Raw genomic sequence first — 18,677 nt, 5'->3', positions numbered from 1 at the left:
TGAATTCGGGATAAACAGCGACTCTTTCCTAAGAGTGCGCTCCTATACGAGGGAGCGACTCATTGAACGTTACTGGCATCAGATCGAGTCAATCGAGTGTGCGCTCCGAGCCACCACTCCTTACGCGAGGGGTCTGGGGAAGGCTCTCGTTCCCCAGTAGGGGGTTTGGGGGACTAGTCCCCCAAAGAGATCTCACAATCAAGCCCAACCAATCCTCATTGTTCCTTCTCCCCTTATCCCGAACTCAGGTGAATCTAGCTAAAGATGGCAATCCTTCACGTCTGAAGTGTCAGTCAACTGTAGGAAACCTCTCAGAATTGGATATGAGTTACCCCGACCGGCGCGGACGACCTAGGGTAGTGATATAGATGACAGCCTCATCGACAGGAATTCCCAGCACTTCATTGACCCGATCGTCGAAAAAACCACCAATCCCACTGACTCCTAAGCCGAGGTGAATGGCAGCTAGGTTAACCCGTTGTCCAAGATGACCGGCATCCATATGGAGATAACGATAAACGCGATCGCCATATTTAGCCACCGCTTTCCCTAAGTCAGCAGTGTGAACAATAATTGCGGCGGCATCTCGACCTAAATCTTGTCCCAAACACAAATAATGTAGCTCTCGGCGAAAGTTCTTAAATCGAATTTGCCGCAGTTCTTGCGCTCTGGGAGCATAATAATAACATCCTTCTTCTAATCCATTCACTCCAGAAACAGCGAGAAAGGTTTCTAATAAGCTGAGGTCGAAATAGTCCGGAGTGGGATCGAGATACTGGTCTTGATAGTTTTGGGGTTGATATGTAAAGTCTAAAAGCGCCCGTAATTCAGCTAAGGATAAGTCAGCGCCTGTATACGAACGGGTAGAACGACGCTGGAGGATTGTATTTTCTAGGGAAGGAGCTTCCTCTGTAGCCCGAGGGGGCGTACTCCCTAAGTCTCCCAAGTTGAGAGGTCGGCTTGTGGTGGAAACTTTTAAGCAAAAAGGAAAATTGTATTTATCCTCTGAGTCTAGGGGGGTAGGATCGGGTTTGGGAAGAGGGTTGGCAGGGATGCGGGTATTTTTGTGCAGGTATTCCAACAGCTTTCCTTCCGGAAGGGTAGGATAGTCGGTTTGTGTCTCCGAGGGCAGAGCGCTGGGAGGAGACGGTGGCGGAATGTCTGGTTTAGTGTAGGGGACTAGGGGCAGAATGGCGAGGGTTCCTTCTGTTTCCGGATTGAGATAGAGCAGTTCATCGATCAGATCGTCGGTGAATCCACCAATAAGATAGGGGCGATATCCATACATCGCTCCAGCAAGTTCAAGGTTGCCTAAGAGATGGCCGCTATCCAGGCATATTCGGCGGTAGGCGCGGTCTTGATAGCGCCAGGAAGAGCGGTAAAAGACGGCAGTTAGGGCGATCGCCACCGAAGTTTGGTTGAGGACAGGATGGTTAAAACAGGCCGTTTTTAGACCTTCCCAAACTGGGTTCTCCCAATAGTGGAGGAGACTATGGGTTTTGCATTGATAGTTGTAGAGTCCGGGTTTGAGTAGGGATGTACCTTGGGAGATCAGATAAACTTCGGCTGGATATAATCCTCCTGCAGAAGGAGCCGAACGCAGGTAGAAGGATTCGCCCATGAGGGTGGGAACCCTAGCCGTAATGCCATAGCTACACAGGAGAAAGCGGGATAAGTTTTGCCAGTCTTGCTCACGGCTATCGGGACTCAGATAGGGCTTGAGGTCAATAGAGGTTCCTAGTTTGTACTCTTTGAAGGGAATGGGTTGATCTTCCCAGTTGAGTCCTTGACTTTTCTGACCAATCGTGTCTGGGTCGTATTTGGTGCGTTGATGATAGTGTTGAGCGATCGAGTGGGAAGGAGAGTTGAGTTGAGACATGGGCCGTTGCAGATGAAGATAATGTTAAACAGATAATGGCTCTTACGTTACAAATCTTAAAAAAAAGTTATGAAACCCTAAAATTCGCACAAAAACAGGGTAGGTTATTTTAGCCATTTAATAAGCATTTTTACTTATCATTTAGGACTGCTTGGCATCAAGCAGTAAATCACAGACTGTTTCCAAGATAACAAGCAAAATGGAGAAAATCAGCTCAGAGGCTCTACTCAAACAATATGCACAGGGAAGACGGGATTTTGAAGGAATTGAGGGAGTGCAACTGAACTTGTTTGATGCCGACTTAAGGAAAATTAATTTTCAAGGGAGTAACTTAACTCAAGCTTACCTGCCCTATAGCAATCTAAGTCAAGGGAATTTAGCTGATGTGGATTTAGAAGGGAGCTTATTGAGCGATACTCAACTTCATGGGGCTAATTTATCCCATGCTCGACTGCGATCGGCAAATTTGTCTCGGGCTAATCTTCGTTATGCAGATTTAAGAGGCGCAGATCTATCCTATGCTAACCTGCAAAATGCAGATTTATCCTATGCCAATCTAGAGGAGGCAAATCTTTACGCGGTTAACCTTCGAGGGGCAAAACTAAAGTCGGCTCAATTCCAGCAGGCTAGTTTGCAACGGTGCGATTTATTTCGATCGCAAGGTGCAGATCTGACAGATGCCATTGTCGATCTAACGACAGTACTACCCGATGGTCATCGGCCCCTAGGGGAAGATCGAGACTCAAATCCAGATTCTTGACGGTAGCTTAAAGGTTGACGATGATTTAGGATAACCAACCAAGACCCATTGTTAATTGATCATGACTTTTGGCGATCGCCAGCAGACTCGGATTCGACACAAGCTCCTTCTTAGGGTACGCCATGATGTCCAGGCGCATTTGAGTCAATCTTTACATCATCAGGTACTCACTGCTTTGAGTAATGAACCGAACCCATTAGGAGTCGGACGGCCGGGGGATATTCAGGTGAAACTGAGTGGTTCACCCACCACCCAATTAGATCCAAGCACCAGCCCCTTTAACCTGTTCGATCAGACGGGGGGCGTTTGGGTCGTTCTCGGCAATATTGGTAGCGGGAAAACCACCACGTTATTAGAATTGGCAGATGAAGCGATTGCCCGCGCTCAAACCTATAACCATCAACCGATTCCCCTACTGTTTGATTTATCCCAATGGTATAAATATACCTTAAGCGCTTGGTTGATAGAGCAAAGTTTTCTGAACTATGAATTACCTCGTAAAGTTGCGAAGAAATGGTTGTTTCAAGGGCAAATTCTCGTCATCTTAGATAATCTAGATACCCTATCGTTTGATCGTCAAAATCAAACCCTACAAGCGATTAAAGAACTCCGAGCCAATACCCAACAGTCTCTCCATCTCATCCTAGGCTCAAGAATTGATTCCTATAAGCGCTGTCCTACTCGGCTAAAACTTCAGGGAGCTGTTTGGTTAAAACCCCTCAATCCCACACAGATTAAAGACTATTTATTTCAAGCCAGAAGTCGAGAGCTGTGGCATAGTTTACACGAATACAAGGGACTCATGTCATTAGCTACAACTCCTCTTTTTTTGAACTTAATGACCCTAGCGGATGAAGAAATTTTAATCCATGCTTGGGCGAGAATTTCCGACTCGGAGCAGCAATATCGCTATCTCTTCAATGCCTATCTACGTCGTTTGTTAGCCCAAGACCTCCCCTCTGACGAACGGCAGTGGTATCGTTCCGAGCAACGACCCAAACCAGAAGAGACCAAACATTGGTTGATTGCTTTAGCCAAATGGATGCAAAAGGAAAATCGTACCAATTTTGCGAGCGTGGATGTGAATGCTGGCTATTTCCAAGCCCCGGAACAAAATCGGCATTACCACATTGGAGTAGGTATAGCGACAGCTTTGTTATTTGGCGCAATTTGTGGGGTGATTATTGCTGCTTTAGTTGAAGGATTAGGATTAGGGTTAATGATAAGCTTAATTCTGGGCACTGTTTTGGCAGGACTGGGGATTTTAATTAGCTTGTCGTCATTGCGGAAATTTATGCTGCGATATCAGCTCTATCGCGAGGATCTGATGCCTTGGGACAATCAGCGCTTTCTGAATTATGCCAGCAGTAAGGGGTTGATTCAAAAAATTGGCGATCGCTATCAATTTCCCCATCAACTGATTCAGGAACATTTTGCCCAAATTGAAGAATTTAAGCTCTAAACCTTAGAAGATTCTCTCTTATTACTCATTACTTTGACTGATAGGCTCCACTACTGGAATGGGGAATTCTTGTCCATAGGTTTGCTCTAATTGTTCAGCGTCTAAGGACTGGATTAAATTCAGTTGTAGGGTATCTGCACTCAGAGTTTGGGCATAACTGGCACTCAGATAGGGTAAATAGGAATCATCTTGAGCTAGATAGACTTTCAAGAAGGCTAAACTTAAGCTCTTCATGGCATTAATGCCCACAGTATTATCTCTGGGTTTTTCTTGAGCAGATTCTGTGGTAAAGGGATTATTGTTTTCGGTGGGGGCACTAACGGAAAAATGGCTCCCTGGAACCATTAATGCCAGATATTTTTCTGGGTGTTTCAGCCAGAAAAAGGGATAAATTTGTTCAGTCACCACAGGAGTAACCACATCATGACTACTAGCCATCAGTAGGGTAGGCACATCAATTTTGCCAATTTGTTCTGGGCCAAAAATCACACTGCTGAGAGGATAAACGGCGATCGCCGCTCGAACGCGAGGATCGTGTAACTGTTGCTCATCCTGATTGACCTCATTAGCTCGACATTGCAAAAGTACTGATACATTTAGCATGGGATTATCCAAAGTACATTCCTGGCGCATACGTTCTCGATTTAACTCTGCTCCTGCCAAAGACAAGGCCGTAGTTGCGCCCAAGGAGTGACCTAAAATGCCCACATTTTGAACATTAATTCCCTTAGCCCAAGTCACCCCTTCAGTTTGTAACTTTTCCAACTTATCTAACAAGAGTTTAATATCATAGGGGCGATCGACAAATTCATTCGGATAAATCTCTGTATTCAACAACCCTTCCAAGAGAGCTTGGCGATATGCTAAATTAGAGCCAATATGTTCAGGAATAGCAACAGAAAATCCATAGGAGGCAAGATATTCAGCTAAGTAAACAAAATTGCTCCGTGTGGATCCAAATCCATGGGAAATGACAATTAAAGGAACCGGTTGATCTTGATTTTCCGGTAAATAGAGATCGATATCTGACTCTAAAAAATCTCGGGTTTTGACAATTAAATTTTGTTCGCGAACCCTGAAGGGGCCAGGTTTTAGGATATCCGATAGACTCTCAGAAATCGGATTTAAAGTCGACTCCGCCTTTGCTTGTTCAATAATCGTTTGTACCGTAGAATCTCGATACTGAAAAAACGTGCTTAATAGGTTCTGCAATTCAAAAACAACGCCAGTATTAATCCGAATCCCTTGACTGGGAAAATAACGCATAATGTTGACTAACGTTAATCCTTCTGGATCATCGGCAGCTAAGATTAAGGCAGATCTGAGCGCATAAAACCCATTTTGACGCTTTTGAGTTTGTACCAAATATCCTAAGCGTTTCAAAACTTCTTCTCCCATAGCAGTATAGGTCATCTGAGAAACTGCTACCGGACTTAAATTAAACTTTTGTTGTAGTAATAATTGTAACTCTTGAAGATCTTCGGGTTCCAGAAATTGGGCATAAAACTTGAAATCTGGGGTAATTTCTCCCGTTTTTGCAAACGTATCGAGAGCATCTACCGACATTGCAAATTCTAAAGGACCATAGGGAAAATACATCTTCTCTGCACTTCTGGCTGGTCTTTGTGACCAGGGAAATAAACTTAATACCAATAGAGATAATCCATAAATAGTTCTCATTAGGACTGACTCAATCTTCATGGCTTCCTCCTCAACACCATTCAATGATATGCTAAAGTACTTTAAGTGTCATACAGTAAATAACCTTCGTATAATAGGGTTATGAATCATTTTCACATCCGAGAAGCCCAGACTTCTGATATTCAAGCGATTGCTGACCTTCATAGTTCCCAATCTCGCACTCAGATCCGTGATTCTAGTGGAGGTTTCTTACTGGCAGAAATTACCCAGGAGCAAGTTCATGAGCATATGAAGCAGGGAACTCGTTATTTTTTAGCCACTTTAGCACCAGAGGAGCAAGCGGAAATTGTGGGCTTGGTGGCGCTTTCGCAACCGGAAATTACACCCCAGATCTTGGAGACTATTCGCTGGACAGGAGAAGATTATAGCGATCGCCTCATGAGCGATCGCCATTACTACATCCAAGTCTTAGTCACTAAACCAGGTTGGACAGGAAAAGGAGTTGCCCAGTCTCTGTATCGGTTTCTTTATAAAACTCTTCCCGGTTCAGTCTTATCCGGGTTTATTGTCACCCAACCCATCACCAATCATCGTTCGCTCAACTTTCATCATCAGCAAGGATTCTCAATTATTGGAGCGATCGATGATGAAGAGTTTCTGAATCTCAAATCTTGTCAAAGAACAATCATTTACCGCGAAATTTAAAGCGATTAAAATCGATTAAGTAATGCAACATTTTAAGCTACTTCAGTTGTTTTGGACGACCTCCATTGCGGCTGAACTTGAATACCGCCTAAATTTTGCCATTGCCACCCTCACCAGTCTGGGTAATCTTGTGGGTGGAATCTTTGGGCTGTTTTTATTTTATCGAACCGGTTATACCTTTGACGGTTGGTCATGGGAACGAGCTTTATTGGTAATGGGATTTTTTACCCTGCTGCAAGGTATTTCTAATGCCTTTCTTGCGCCTAATCTCAATCGCATTGTAGACCAGGTGGAAAAAGGAACCCTAGATTTTGTGCTACTCAAACCCATTAGCACCCAATTTTGGCTCTCGACACGGATGATTTCCCCTTGGGGATTACCCGATGTAGCTTTCGGATTAGGGGTTATTCTTTATGCGGGTAATCGGCTCAATTTAGTCATCTCTGACTTTATTTTAGGCTTATTTCCCCTATTTTTCGGTATTTTAATTCTTTATAGCCTGTGGTTTCTTCTAGGTACAACTAGCGTCTGGTTTGTCAAGATTTATAATATTACAGAAGTACTCAGAGCGCTTTTAGATGCTGGACGTTATCCAGTTATCGCTTATCCCATTGCCTATCGAGTTTTCTTTACCTTTGTGGTTCCTGTTGCCTTTTTAACGACTGTTCCCGCCCAAGCATTGTTAGGGGAGATCGACATGACGTGGTTCATCGGTTCTTTGCTGCTGGCGATCGCCTTATTAATCCTCTCCAATGTCTTCTGGAAATTTGCTTTACGTTACTATACCAGTGCCTCTAGTTAAATCAAAAATTAAAAGTTATTCCTGGAATGGTAGCATACCTAAGTTGTCTGCATGGAATCATCTTTTTTAATTTTATGTTCTCATTTGCTGGAAAACGGCCCACTAATCTAGGTGTTAAAGAGGGAAAACTTGCCCCTTGTCCATCTTCTCCCAATTGTGTTTGTAGCCAATGTCAAACCACAGATACTCAACATTATATTCAACCATTCTCCTATGCGGGCACTCCGTCAGAAGCTCTCAATAAACTGAAATCAATTATCCAGAAAATGCCCCGAACTGCCATGATTACTGAATCAGAGAATTATCTTTATGCTGAGTTTACCAGCCAGCTTATGGGATATGTCGATGATGTGGAATTTTATCTGGATCAAACGGCCCAAGTTATCCAGGTGAGATCCGCTTCTCGGTTAGGCCAATCAGATTTAGGGGTCAACCGCAAACGTATTGAAGAGATTCGCAGCTTGTTTACTTAAAGCTCAATCACACTTGAGGGCATTTCTGTTTAACCTGAACCATCCATGGATCCTTGGGAGACAAGGGGCCCTCAGCCCCTTGTTAAGGGTATATCTCTCCCATTACCCATTATCGTTACCCATTATCAGCACGTAGTGCTATAGAACGCACTACGAGACTCTTGTGTAACACTCCCAATTAAGACTCCCCGTTGGAGTTGGTAAAAGGCTTGAACATCTTCAATTCCGTAGTGCGTACATTGGAGAAGATATCGAAGTTGCTCTTCAGTCGTGCGTGAGAGATATCCAGTCATCAGGGTTTGCTTGACAAGATCGCGAATCAAAATCATCGGACGGGACTCCTAGAGAACACCAAAACCTGGAAAGCTTAATGAGGCCTTCATTAGATCTCTCAGAAAAATCCCTAGGATTTTATGCAAAACTGGCAGGAATTGTAACAAAACGTAATATTGAGTCATGGAAATGTAAATTTTTGTAAAGTCCGCATAAAAACCGCCCGAAAAAACTGAGAACCCTATAGAGGTGTCATGCAGCACCTTATCCTTAGAGGTTCTCTCATTAGTACGGAAGGCATGGCAGAGTTACCAGACTTAACAGAGTTAGACCAAACGTTGAAAGCCTTGGCGATCACCGCCAAACAACATCCTCCTGGAAGCCTGCACCGGAAGCAGCTTTTGGAACAACTGATCCGAACTCTGATCGATTCCAATCAACTAGCCAGACCCAGGCGTAATCAATTTAAGAACCACTATGCAGAGATTTATGCAGAAGCTAAACAGCAACTGTTTTACCATCTTTGCCACCGGATTGATGATTACGATCCGGATAAAGGTGAAGTCTTGCAATGGGCAAATTATCTCTTAGAAAAACGATTTTTCATTGAAGCTTCTCGTTGGGTTTTGCAAAGCATTCCCAGGGGCGTGCAAAGACTCAGCATTGATGACTTAGAAAAACAGTTTAATCAAGCCGAAAATCCCGTCACTTTAGAACAAATCTATCCAGAACGAATGCCCTTAGTCTCGGAACAGGTGGTTGCATCGATTCGTGTCGATCCAGACGGACTCTTTCAGAAGACGCACGTGATGGGAAAACCCTCTGCTAATTTTCAGTTTTTAGCCCTGAGAATAATTGAAGGTTACTCCTGGCAAGAAACGGCCGATCAATTGGGAATTCCCCTAGCAACACTAAATCGGTTTTATCACCGGTGTTTAGCTAAGTTTTCTGACCCAATTCAAACCTACATTTTGTCCCAACCTATCCCCAACTCAAACGATGATGAAAACTAATCCTACGATCGCAATTCCCTTAACCCTGACTGCCCATGAACAGGCATCCATATGCTCCCAAAATCAAGCCGATCCCCGTAAGGCGAAACAGGTTTATCTGAATACGTTAGCCATTCAGGCGGTCAAAACCTACTTACAATGGTTTGATCTCGCTCCTAATTGGGAAGCCTCTGACAGTAGTAACCCGATTTTACAATCGCTTTCTAATAGTGCTAACTTATGGATTGAGGGCAAAGGTCGGGTCGAATGTCGTCCCGTTTTACCGGGAGAATCTAGGTGTGTTATTCCTCCAGATACTTGGGGCGATCGCCTAGCCTATATTGCCATTCAACTCAACTCAGACCTTACAGAAGCCACACTTATTGGATATCTACCTCATGTCTATTACTCAGAAGTCCCATTAACTGAATTTTATCCCCTGGATACCCTCTTGGAACACTTGCATCCTGTGATGCTCAGTCAATGGTTAGACAACATTGTTGAATCCGGTTGGTTTACTTGGAGGGAATTATTCTCAACCTCTGAACCTCAATTGACCTTAAATTTTAGAAGTCCCAGTGCTACCGCTTCTGCCCCTACCCTCTGTGAACGAGGAAAAAAGCTACAATTAGACCCCAAAGGTAAGCCAATCGGATTATTCATGGGTATTCATCCGATGGCGAATGAAGAATTTGATATTTCTGTTCAAGTCTATCCCCTGGGAAGCCAATCTCATTTACCCCCAGATCTGCAATTATCCATTTTAGACGATCGAGATGAGGTCGTCATGCAAGCCTCCTCTCGAAGGACGAAATCTATGCAACTCGATTTTAGTGCTGAACGTGGCGATCGCTTTTCAGTCAAGGTTGTTCTTGGGGAGATTAGTCTGACTGAATGGTTTATGATTTAGATTGAGTGCTAGACCCTGGTACAAAGTAATGGGTCATCAGGAATGGGGGTAATGGGAGGTAGTCAGTCCAAAGCAGTGGGACATTCAGGAAAAGGCTTAACCATGCTTTTCCCATTACCCATTACCGATTACCTTTCTGCCGCGCGTTTTATGTCTGCGAAGCGGAAAGCGCTGTATTACCTCGTGAGTTGACCTATGACTGAAGAAACCACTTGTGTGATTGGAACCTGGGATTTGAGTAAGGTTTACCGGACGGGGTTTTGGTTAAACCAGAAAATTCAATCCCTCAAATCTTGCTCTCTGAAGGTGTATCCTGGCGAAACTTTTGGTTTGCTCGGCCCCAATGGTGCAGGGAAAACGACACTACTGAAAACATTACTGGGAATTGTACAGCCTACTTCTGGACGGGGCGTTCTGTTGGGTCGTCCGTTAGGCGATCGCCACATCAAGCAACGGATCGGCTATTTGCCTGAAAACGCCTACTATTACGATTATCTCACAGGTTGGGAATTTTTGCACTTCACCGCCGGTTTATTTCAAATCCCCACAACAGTTACTCGCTCTCGTATCCCCGAACTCTTAGAGCAAGTTGGATTAGATATTAAAACGGCAAAAAATAAACAACTTCGCCAATATTCCAAGGGAATGAAACAGCGCATTGGGTTTGCCCAAGCCTTAATCAACGATCCAGAAGTTGTCTTTCTCGATGAACCCATGTCCGGGTTAGATCCCATCGGCCGCTATCAGATTCGTGAAATTATTTTATCCCTGAAAAAACAAGGCAAAACCCTGTTCTTTAACTCCCATATTTTATCGGATGTGGAACAGGTGTGCGATCGCATTGCCATTTTATCCCAAGGTGACTTAATTTGTTGTGGTTCATTAGATGAATTATTAGGTCATGTGCAATCCTACCAAGCACGAGGGAAAGGAGGATCATTAGAAGTTATTAAGCGCTGGATTCCTAATCTCTCGTTCGATCGCGGTTGTTGGATCGGTGAAGTTCAAGGCAATCCCTATGATTTTATCGCCAGTTTGCGGTTAATGGATGCCGAATTACTGGAATTAAAATTAGCGCGTCAGTCCTTAGAAGAATTTTTCCAATCAAAAATTGGAGCGCGTAGCGCTCGTAATGAGTAATAGGATTTATCATTGAGAAGATAGTGAGTAAACACAGTGTTATGGTACTCAGTGCAGATGCCTTGAGCTTTCAAGAGTTTATGAATCGTGAGTCTTTTCCATTAGCAATATTACAGGGTGCAGTATTTGATTTTTTACGAGATCGTCAAGATGTAGTCGTTTTTGGAGCGCAGGCAGTGAATGCGTATGTAGGTGAGCCTCGCATGACTCAGGACATTGATATGTTGTCTCCACAAGCAGCAGAACTGGCAGAGGAGTTACGCAAATATTTGAGCGATCGCTTTTACATTGCTGTTCGGGTACGAAAGGTAAAGGAAGGGCAAGGCTATCGCTTATACCAAGTGCAGAAGACTGGAAACCGCCATTTGGTTGATATTCGGCAGGTGGAAGTCTTACCGGCTCACCGTTGTATTGAACAAGTATTGGTCATAGCTCCCGTGGAGTTGGTGGTGAGTAAGGTTATTTCTTACCATCAGCGACGAGGTAAGCCCAAGGCGGGGACAGACTGGCGAGATTTGGCATTGTTGTTGTTGACCTTTCCAGAATTGAAGGTGGAGTTGGGAGATGTTTTAGAGGGGTTAATGGCAGTAGGTGTTGAGGAGTCAGTGGTGTCATTATGGCGAGAAATGGTGAATATGAAGATTGAGGCAGAAGATGAAGATGATGAGTTTTAGCACAGCGATCCCATTGACCGTACCGGAATTCATGAGATTATTGTATAATTACCTCTTTACTTAATCTAGAAACAAAGCCCCTAAATTCTTAAAATCAAAGCGCAAATGTATGGGAATCCCTTTGGTGTGATTAAACTCTGTATGAGTTAGAATCGCACCTTTCCAAGTAACATCCTGGACATTGGATCGGGTGAAATCGGCTTCGCGTAAATTGGCATCACTTAAATCAGCGCGGTAAAGATTGGCCTTAGAAAGATTAGCTCGACACAGCAGAGATTCACTTAAAAAGGCTCGCTCTAAGTCAGCTTGAAATAACTCGGCTGCGGTTAAATTTGCCTGATTTAAGAACGCTTGAGTTAAATCTACAGCGACCAAGTTAGCATGAGAAAAATCAACTTGATTCAAGAATGCACCCATTAAATTACTCTCAAACAAATTAGCATGGGATAAATTAGCTTGAGTGAAAAAAGATTGGCTTAAGTCACTTCGTCTTAACATCCCATAACTCAAATTTACCCGTCTGAGATTAGCTTGATTGAGCAATGATCCACTCAAATTAGCATAACTTAAATCTGAATCACTTAAATTAATTCCACTCAGACATGCATGGCGAACCATCGCTCCTTTTAAATCAGCTTTACTCAAAAATGCCCCCCTTAAATTAACCTCTTCCAAATGGGTTCCACTCCAATTAATGCCATTAAAATTCCCTTCTTTCAAGGTTGCCCCCCTGAGATCCGGTACAATTTCAGGATGACTCTTGCGCCAAGCATTCCAAGTGTCTATTCCTTCATGAAGTAAAGCGAAATGTTCTGGATTGGCCATAACAGGGATGACAGATGAACTAAGGAGTAGATGGATTTTCTTCCAGGTGTCCTTTCCTACGGATTGTGAGAAGGTCAGGTTGTATAGGAACCTAAAGGCTTGCCAGATGAGAGGTCTTTATTTTAAATGAGAGGAGGTTGGCTTTTGAAGCTCACTTCTCAAAGGTGGGGTTTATGGGCCCCGAATGTAAGATTTAACTGTTTGTCCTGTTGCTGATCGCTGAGGGAGGGTCTGTGACCAATTGTCCTGTTTGTGGTACAGAGTATATTGAAGGAACCACGAAACTCTGTAAAACCTGTGGTTGGGATTTAACCCCAGAGTCTATTCCCAACCAAGTACTACAAGTCCTCCTGCAACGAGAACGCCTACGTTTAGCCTGGGCTAAAGGGGTTTGGGCTAGGGCTAGGGAATTAGCCTCGCGAGTGAGGCTACAGTCCAAACTGGGGGAAGTACAGTCTCAGCTAGAGTTAGCCACCCAAGAGCGATCGCTGCTTCAAAGTCAACTGTCTCAAGTATATTCTCAAATAGAAGAAATTAGTCCAGCCCAACTCCAGGCTTTGTTAGTCAATCAGACGGATGGGGGAGAAACGCTGATGGAGTTGCAACAAACTCAAACGCGGTTGCAACAGGAACTGAGCCAAACTCAAGAGTTGCTGGAATTAGCCCAATCTCAAATTGGCTCAGATGGGTTAGATTTAATCATTGAAGCACTACAAGATCCATCTATTCCAGTTAAGCGAGCGGCTTATTTATTACTCAAACGTAGTGGATCTGTGAAAGCGCAAGCCGCTCTAGAAGCTTTTAAACTGGAGAGTTATCAACTTTTTTCCTGTATGTATACTGGGGAACATGATGGCCCAGTACGGGCGATCGCCGTTTCTAGTGATGGCAAGTGGGTGGCAAGTGGCAGTAATGACCAAACGATTAAAGTTTGGCATGGGGAAACGGGGGAACTGGCTAGAACCCTGATGGGGCATAGTGGTTCAGTCTTATCTATAGCGATTTCTGCCGATGGAGAAATTTTAGCGAGTGGCAGTAGCGATCGCTCGATTAAGGTCTGGAATCTAAAAACGGGGGAATTAATGAGTACCCTGGCGGGCTATTCTGGAGAAGTGTGGACGGTAGCTATTACTCCCGACAATCAAATTGTGGCTGGAGGCAGTGAGGATAAGACGATTAAACTGTGGAATTGGAAAACGGGAGAGTTAACCAGCACGTTAGCAGGTTATGCCGGAGGAGTTCGTTCGATTGCGATCGGTCGCCAAGGGGATAAAATTAGCGGGGGAAGCAACGATCAAACGATTAAGTTGTGGAATTTAGACCGCAAAGAGTTACTGTATACGTTAACTGGCCATAGCGATCGCGTGCGATCGGTAGCCATTAGTCCGGATGGTCAACGGTTAGCCAGTGGAAGTAGCGACCAGACCATTCGCTTATGGAATTTGGAAACCGGAGAAGTAGAACAAGTGCTTTCAGAGCATACAGCGGCTGTAACTTCGGCAATCATTACAGCAGATAACAAGGTTCTCGCCAGTGCCAGTGATGATTGTACAGTGAAGTTATGGGATTTGCAGACGGGCAACTTATTGCAAACCTTTACCGATCATCTGAATTATGTGGTTGGGGTAGCCATCAGTGCCAACGGTGACACCATGGCCACGGGAAGTTTCGATCATACCGTGAAAATTTGGCGAGTGGTGGCTTAAAAGAGGAGAATAATTGCCGATTGAAATGGGGGAATAACCATAATGATTCAACAAAAGGGGCGGGGTTTAATAAAAATCTGGGCAATGCTGTTAAGTTTTGGCATGGTGTTAAATCCTCAATTGGCTTGGGGACAAGGGTTACAGGAGTTGTTTCGCCAAGCAGAAGAAGCACGGAAGGCGGGAAATTTTCAAGCGGCTGAGGAGATTTGGCGACAGGTTATTGAACAAGATCCGAATAATGCACCCGCTTACTTGGGGCTGGGGAATCGTTTGCGAGATCAGAATAAACTAGAAGAGGCGATCGCGGCTTATGAGAAGGCAATCGAGGTCGATCCGAATTATGCTTTTGCCTATGTGGGGTTGGGGAATGCCCTACGTTCGGACGATCGGTTGCAAGCGGCTAAAACTCAATATGAACAAGCCATTGAGCTAAATCCAAATTTGCCTGGGGTGTATTGGAATTTGGGCAATGTGTTGACTGAATTGGGGGATTTAGAGGAGGCGATCGCTCAATTTCGGATTGCTCTGAAACTGAAGCCGGATTCTGTTCCCGTTTATAATGATTTGGGCGATGTGTTGCTGAAATTGGGCAATGTGGAAGAGGCGATCGCCATTTATAATGAGGCCATTGACCTGGGATCGCGCTATCCGTCCAGTTATGTGGGATTAGGGAATGCCCTGCGAGAAAATAATCAGCAAGAGCAGGCGATCGAAGCCTATAAAAGTGCGATACAACTTGATGATTTTGAAACCTCTGCCTATTTTGCCTTGGGCGATATTTATTATCAACAAGAAAATTGGCAACAAGCGGTGGAAGTCTACCAAGTCGGCGTTAAGCTACAAGAAGATTATCGCGTGTATATGGCTTTGGGCTATGCTTGGCAACAGTTAGGGAAATTGGCAGAGGCGATCGCTGCCTATGAAAATGCCATCAACCAAGACCCGAATGGGGTGCAGGCCCACTACAATTTGCTCGAATCCCAACGGTTATTGGCTCTAGAAGATGCCTCTAACGCTTCAGATGATGAAAATGAGGTTTCAGAGAACCCAGAAACCTCGTCCCCTTTAGCTCCTATTGCTCGGATTATCACCCCTATTTCCAATGGTGTGAATATTGGCACGGGTTGGGTCGTGCAACGGATGGAGGATCGAGCCTTGGTACTCGCCAGTCGAGAGGCGATAGCCCATGCTTCTTCCTTAGAAAACGACCAGATTCAAGTGGAATTTTTCCAACCTTCAGAAGCCGAAATTCTACCTCGCTACAGCGCTAAACTCATGCATATTACCCCAGAAGAAGCTACCACGAATTTAGTCGTTTTAGAAGTTGCCGGAATTCCGGAAACGATTCAACCGTTAGAGATCAGTACTGAATTAGGCGATCGCGACGTAGAATTAATTGGCCATCCCTTCAACGCTAACCCTTGGCAAACCGTTAGTGGAAATTTGGATACCAACGCTCAACCCATTGAAATTGAGGCGAATTTAACCCAAGGATATGCAGGCAGCCCCATTTTCAATCAAGATCGACAAGTCGTCGCTATCTTAGGCCATGTGGGAGAGGGTAGCACAGAACACGAGACTCTGTTTACTCCAGCCATCAGTGAGACCGGAGTCGTTTATCCCATGGACTTAATTAAGGAACAACTCGAAGCCTGGGGGGTTTGGGAAAATGAGTAAGACAGGGCGAAGCACTCCCTGGCAGAATCACCGCAACTGAATTAAACTGAGTTTCTATTAGGGAAGGACTGGTGTCGGAACACTCAGATGACTAAAGGGCGATCGCCCTGCCTCCTTCGCTCTGGTTAAGCTAAAATCAGATCGATCGCCTCTACCCTGTTGATTATGTCTCCAGTCTCCACCTTAGAGGAAACCCTCAAGCACTATTTTGGTTACGATCGATTTCGTCCGGGCCAAAAGGACATTATTGAAACGACGCTGCAAAACCAGGATGTATTAGTGATTATGCCCACAGGAGGGGGAAAATCCCTCTGTTTTCAGCTTCCTGCTCTCTTGCACTCTGGGATAACGTTGGTGGTTTCTCCCCTCATTGCTTTGATGCAAGACCAGGTGGATGCGTTGCAGGATAATGGGATTGGGGCTACGTTTCTTAATAGTACCTTGAGCGCTGAAGAAGTGCGATCGCGACAAACTGCCATCCTCAACGGTAAAATTAAGCTCCTTTACATCGCTCCCGAACGCCTGATGGCCGAATGGTTCCAGCCTTTTCTAGACAGCATACAAGAAACGGTCGGCATCTCTGCATTTAGCGTCGATGAAGCCCATTGTGTCTCCGAATGGGGTCATGATTTTCGCCCCGAATATCGGCAAATGGCCCAGTTTCGGCGCTGGTATCCCCAAGTCCCTATTATTGCCCTCACTGCTACGGCAACTGACCGGGTGCGTCGAGATATTGTGCAACAACTCCATCTCCAGCATCCCTATGTGCATATAGCCAGTTTTAACCGTCCCAATCTTTTCTATGAGGTGCGGACGAAAACGCGCCAAAGTTACGCTGAACTGTTTCAAATGATTCAGTCTGGGGGGTCCGGAATTGTCTATTGTCTCAGCCGTCGTCAGGTGAATGAGTTGGCCCAACGTCTGCAAAAGGACGGAGTTTCCGCCCTTCCTTACCATGCAGGATTAGAAGATTCAGTGCGTCAAAATAACCAAAACCGGTTTATTCGGGATGATGTGCAAATTATGGTGGCCACGGTTGCTTTTGGTATGGGAATTAATAAACCTGATGTGCGATTTGTGGTGCATTACGATATTCCTCGCAGTTTAGAAAGTTATTACCAAGAAGCAGGACGCGCGGGACGAGATGGGGAAGCCGCTCGGTGTTTAATGTTTTTGAGTTATGGGGATGTGAAGCGAGTTGACTGGATTATTGAGCAGAAAACGGATGAAAATGAACAGCGTATCGCCCGTCAACAGTTACGTCAGGTGATTGATTATGCTGATGCGACGGATTGTCGTCGGTCAATTATTTTACGATATTTTGGCGAACATTTAGAGGGGAATTGCCAAGGTTGTGATAATTGTTTGAACCCGAAACCCACGCAAGATTGGACAGTTGAGGCGATGAAATTCCTCTCTTGTGTCGCTCGATGTAAAGAGCGCTTTGGCATGACCTATATTATTGATATACTCAGGGGTTCCATGAGTGAGAAAGTGTTACGCAATGGTCATGACAAACTCTCGACCCATGGTATCGGAAAAGACCGGAGCAAGGATGAATGGCGATTGTTGGGGCGATCTCTCCTCAATCAAGGACTTCTCAGTCAAACCACAGATGGTTACAGTATCCTTAAGCTCAATCCCCAAAGTTGGGCAGTTATGCGTCGTCAACGGCAAGTTTTAATTGCCATTCCCCCGCAACGCAAGCAAGAACAAAAAGTTTCCTCTTTAGCAAGGGAAGCCGAATTATTATTCCAAAACCTCAGAAAACTCCGCAAACAAGTAGCTGATGAACAAGGCGTTCCCCCCTATGTGATTTTTGCTGATTCAACCCTCATGCAAATGGCCCAACGCCGTCCCCAAAGCCTCACTGCCTTATCCCAAGTTTCTGGAGTTGGTAGTTATAAATTACGGCAATATGGGGAACGCTTTCTAGCAGAAATTTGCCAATATTGTCAGGAACAAGGATTAGTAGAATTTACAGAACCTGCGCCTCTTCCTCCCAGTAGTGATGAACCCTCAGAAACTCAAAAGGTAACCTTAGAACTCCATCAGGAAGGCTTCAGTATTAAGGAAATTGCCGAGCGCCGAGAATTACGAACAACAACTATTATTAAGCATTTATCAGACTTAATTGAATTAAATCAACCCGTAGATTTAGATACCTTGGTCGAACCCGAAAGACAAGAGAAGATTATCAAAGTGTTAGAAAAGCGCGGTGCAGTCTCTTTAACCTTGCTTAAAGAAGCCTTGGGAGAGTCCTATACTTATGATGAAATTCGCTTAGTGCGCGGTAAATGGCAACAGGGAATAGGGAATAGGGAATAGGGAATAGGGAATAGGGAATAGGGAATAGGGCAGAAGTGTTGAAGCTTGACATAAAACAGTTTCTCGATCGCGGTATTCCCCATCATGATATTGTTTTGGGCTTATCTGGAAGAAATTGAAATCGCGATTCGGGAAAATGAAGAAATAATGTTATCCCTCTTCTGTCAAACTGAGACAACACTTGTCTTGACTGAATTCTAGAACTCTTGCACTATCGGCGATCGCGACAGTTTTTCCTAACAGAAACTCAAAAATCCAGTCAGATCAGTACATGTCTCTCTCCATAGGGGATACAGCGCGAAGCGCTGCTATGAGGTACATTGTTGATCATAGATTCGAGTTGTCATTGCGACCGCAGGGAAGCAATCGCCAAGATTTGGGGATTTTGCGATTGCTTCATTCCACTTCGTTCCATTCGCAATGACTTATC

General features: G+C 44.6%; 16 protein-coding genes. 12 read left to right on the top strand and 4 right to left on the bottom strand.

The genetic code is table 11. The features are described 5' to 3' along the window. Positions 1–328: 328 nt before the first annotated feature. A complete protein-coding gene (locus tag J7545_RS11780; RefSeq protein ID WP_318698803.1) occupies positions 329–1,879 on the bottom strand; it encodes a SagB/ThcOx family dehydrogenase in 1,551 nt (516 codons plus the stop codon). Between the two features lie 199 nt (positions 1,880–2,078). On the opposite strand from J7545_RS11780, the gene J7545_RS11775 reads away from it, so the two are divergent. Together J7545_RS11775 and J7545_RS11770 are read left to right on the top strand one after the other, a co-directional pair. Beyond that, the gene (locus J7545_RS11775; RefSeq protein WP_318698802.1) at positions 2,079–2,639 is read left to right on the top strand and encodes a pentapeptide repeat-containing protein; all 561 of its coding nucleotides are present in this window, start codon (positions 2,079–2,081) and stop codon (positions 2,637–2,639) included. Positions 2,640–2,700: 61 nt separating this feature from the next. After that, a complete protein-coding gene (locus J7545_RS11770) occupies positions 2,701–4,101 on the top strand; it encodes an NACHT domain-containing protein (RefSeq protein WP_318698801.1) in 1,401 nt (466 codons plus the stop codon). A gap of 21 nt (positions 4,102–4,122) precedes the next feature. On the opposite strand, the gene J7545_RS11765 is transcribed toward J7545_RS11770, so the two are convergent. Next, positions 4,123–5,802, bottom strand: a complete 1,680-nt coding sequence (locus tag J7545_RS11765; protein WP_318698800.1) for an alpha/beta hydrolase — start codon at positions 5,800–5,802, stop codon at positions 4,123–4,125. 81 nt (positions 5,803–5,883) lie between these two features. Here J7545_RS11765 and J7545_RS11760 point away from each other — a divergent pair, with 81 nt between their 5' ends. The 3 genes from J7545_RS11760 to J7545_RS11750 all read left to right on the top strand — a co-directional run bounded on the left by J7545_RS11760 (position 5,884) and on the right by J7545_RS11750 (position 7,722). Then, the gene (locus tag J7545_RS11760) at positions 5,884–6,447 is read left to right on the top strand and encodes a GNAT family N-acetyltransferase (RefSeq protein WP_318698799.1); all 564 of its coding nucleotides are present in this window, start codon (positions 5,884–5,886) and stop codon (positions 6,445–6,447) included. Positions 6,448–6,469: 22 nt separating this feature from the next. After that, positions 6,470–7,249, top strand: a complete 780-nt coding sequence (locus J7545_RS11755; RefSeq protein WP_318698798.1) for an ABC transporter permease — start codon at positions 6,470–6,472, stop codon at positions 7,247–7,249. 74 nt (positions 7,250–7,323) lie between these two features. After that, positions 7,324–7,722, top strand: coding sequence for a DUF1499 domain-containing protein (locus J7545_RS11750; RefSeq protein WP_318698797.1), 399 nt, complete (start codon positions 7,324–7,326; stop codon positions 7,720–7,722). 125 nt (positions 7,723–7,847) lie between these two features. Here the strand turns inward: J7545_RS11750 and J7545_RS11745 are convergent, their stop codons facing one another. After that, the gene (locus J7545_RS11745; RefSeq protein WP_318698796.1) at positions 7,848–8,051 is read right to left on the bottom strand and encodes a hypothetical protein; all 204 of its coding nucleotides are present in this window, start codon (positions 8,049–8,051) and stop codon (positions 7,848–7,850) included. Positions 8,052–8,249: 198 nt separating this feature from the next. Between J7545_RS11745 and J7545_RS11740 the strand changes: the two genes are divergently transcribed. The 4 genes from J7545_RS11740 to J7545_RS11725 all read left to right on the top strand — a co-directional run bounded on the left by J7545_RS11740 (position 8,250) and on the right by J7545_RS11725 (position 11,711). Continuing rightward, positions 8,250–9,008 (top strand): hypothetical protein, encoded by a 759-nt coding sequence (locus J7545_RS11740; RefSeq protein ID WP_318719590.1) that lies wholly within the window; start codon positions 8,250–8,252, stop codon positions 9,006–9,008. Further along, positions 8,995–9,897, top strand: a complete 903-nt coding sequence (locus J7545_RS11735; RefSeq protein ID WP_318698794.1) for a DUF1822 family protein — start codon at positions 8,995–8,997, stop codon at positions 9,895–9,897. Before J7545_RS11740 ends, J7545_RS11735 begins: the two co-directional genes overlap by 14 nt. Positions 9,898–10,092: 195 nt before the next feature. Then, a complete protein-coding gene (locus tag J7545_RS11730) occupies positions 10,093–11,037 on the top strand; it encodes an ABC transporter ATP-binding protein (RefSeq protein WP_318698792.1) in 945 nt (314 codons plus the stop codon). A gap of 41 nt (positions 11,038–11,078) precedes the next feature. Next, a complete protein-coding gene (locus tag J7545_RS11725) occupies positions 11,079–11,711 on the top strand; it encodes a nucleotidyl transferase AbiEii/AbiGii toxin family protein (RefSeq protein ID WP_318719589.1) in 633 nt (210 codons plus the stop codon). Positions 11,712–11,771: 60 nt separating this feature from the next. On the opposite strand, the gene J7545_RS11720 is transcribed toward J7545_RS11725, so the two are convergent. Beyond that, positions 11,772–12,536 carry a pentapeptide repeat-containing protein gene (locus J7545_RS11720; protein WP_318698790.1) on the bottom strand — a complete coding sequence of 255 codons (765 nt, stop codon included), beginning with the start codon at positions 12,534–12,536 and terminating at the stop codon, positions 11,772–11,774. A 233-nt stretch (positions 12,537–12,769) separates the two neighbouring features. On the opposite strand from J7545_RS11720, the gene J7545_RS11715 reads away from it, so the two are divergent. From J7545_RS11715 to recQ, 3 genes are all read left to right on the top strand, one after another. After that, complete coding sequence (locus J7545_RS11715) at positions 12,770–14,242, top strand: WD40 repeat domain-containing protein (protein WP_318698789.1); 1,473 nt, start codon at positions 12,770–12,772, stop codon at positions 14,240–14,242. A 42-nt stretch (positions 14,243–14,284) separates the two neighbouring features. Then, a complete protein-coding gene (locus J7545_RS11710; RefSeq protein ID WP_318719588.1) occupies positions 14,285–15,919 on the top strand; it encodes a tetratricopeptide repeat protein in 1,635 nt (544 codons plus the stop codon). 165 nt (positions 15,920–16,084) lie between these two features. Continuing rightward, a complete protein-coding gene (recQ, locus tag J7545_RS11705; RefSeq protein ID WP_318719587.1) occupies positions 16,085–18,247 on the top strand; it encodes a DNA helicase RecQ in 2,163 nt (720 codons plus the stop codon). The last annotated feature ends 430 nt before the right edge of the window (positions 18,248–18,677 follow it).

This window comes from Roseofilum sp. SBFL (assembly GCF_017746885.1).
Lineage (GTDB): Bacteria > Cyanobacteriota > Cyanobacteriia > Cyanobacteriales > Desertifilaceae > Roseofilum.
Note: the sequence above shows the minus strand (reverse complement) of the source record. Positions and strands in the feature narration are given on the sequence as shown.

What these genes read in the sequence shown, in the direction of transcription:
- J7545_RS11780 (WP_318698803.1), bottom strand. Translation starts at nt 1,879, where the DNA reads ATGTCTCAACTCAACTCTCCTTCCCACTCGATCGCTCAACACTATCAT.
- J7545_RS11775 (WP_318698802.1), top strand. Translation starts at nt 2,079, where the DNA reads ATGGAGAAAATCAGCTCAGAGGCTCTACTCAAACAATATGCACAGGGA.
- J7545_RS11770 (WP_318698801.1), top strand. Translation starts at nt 2,701, where the DNA reads ATGACTTTTGGCGATCGCCAGCAGACTCGGATTCGACACAAGCTCCTT.
- J7545_RS11765 (WP_318698800.1), bottom strand. Translation starts at nt 5,802, where the DNA reads ATGAAGATTGAGTCAGTCCTAATGAGAACTATTTATGGATTATCTCTA.
- J7545_RS11760 (WP_318698799.1), top strand. Translation starts at nt 5,884, where the DNA reads ATGAATCATTTTCACATCCGAGAAGCCCAGACTTCTGATATTCAAGCG.
- J7545_RS11755 (WP_318698798.1), top strand. Translation starts at nt 6,470, where the DNA reads ATGCAACATTTTAAGCTACTTCAGTTGTTTTGGACGACCTCCATTGCG.
- J7545_RS11750 (WP_318698797.1), top strand. Translation starts at nt 7,324, where the DNA reads ATGTTCTCATTTGCTGGAAAACGGCCCACTAATCTAGGTGTTAAAGAG.
- J7545_RS11745 (WP_318698796.1), bottom strand. Translation starts at nt 8,051, where the DNA reads ATGATTTTGATTCGCGATCTTGTCAAGCAAACCCTGATGACTGGATAT.
- J7545_RS11740 (WP_318719590.1), top strand. Translation starts at nt 8,250, where the DNA reads ATGCAGCACCTTATCCTTAGAGGTTCTCTCATTAGTACGGAAGGCATG.
- J7545_RS11735 (WP_318698794.1), top strand. Translation starts at nt 8,995, where the DNA reads ATGATGAAAACTAATCCTACGATCGCAATTCCCTTAACCCTGACTGCC.
- J7545_RS11730 (WP_318698792.1), top strand. Translation starts at nt 10,093, where the DNA reads ATGACTGAAGAAACCACTTGTGTGATTGGAACCTGGGATTTGAGTAAG.
- J7545_RS11725 (WP_318719589.1), top strand. Translation starts at nt 11,079, where the DNA reads ATGGTACTCAGTGCAGATGCCTTGAGCTTTCAAGAGTTTATGAATCGT.
- J7545_RS11720 (WP_318698790.1), bottom strand. Translation starts at nt 12,536, where the DNA reads ATGGCCAATCCAGAACATTTCGCTTTACTTCATGAAGGAATAGACACT.
- J7545_RS11710 (WP_318719588.1), top strand. Translation starts at nt 14,285, where the DNA reads ATGATTCAACAAAAGGGGCGGGGTTTAATAAAAATCTGGGCAATGCTG.
- recQ (WP_318719587.1), top strand. Translation starts at nt 16,085, where the DNA reads ATGTCTCCAGTCTCCACCTTAGAGGAAACCCTCAAGCACTATTTTGGT.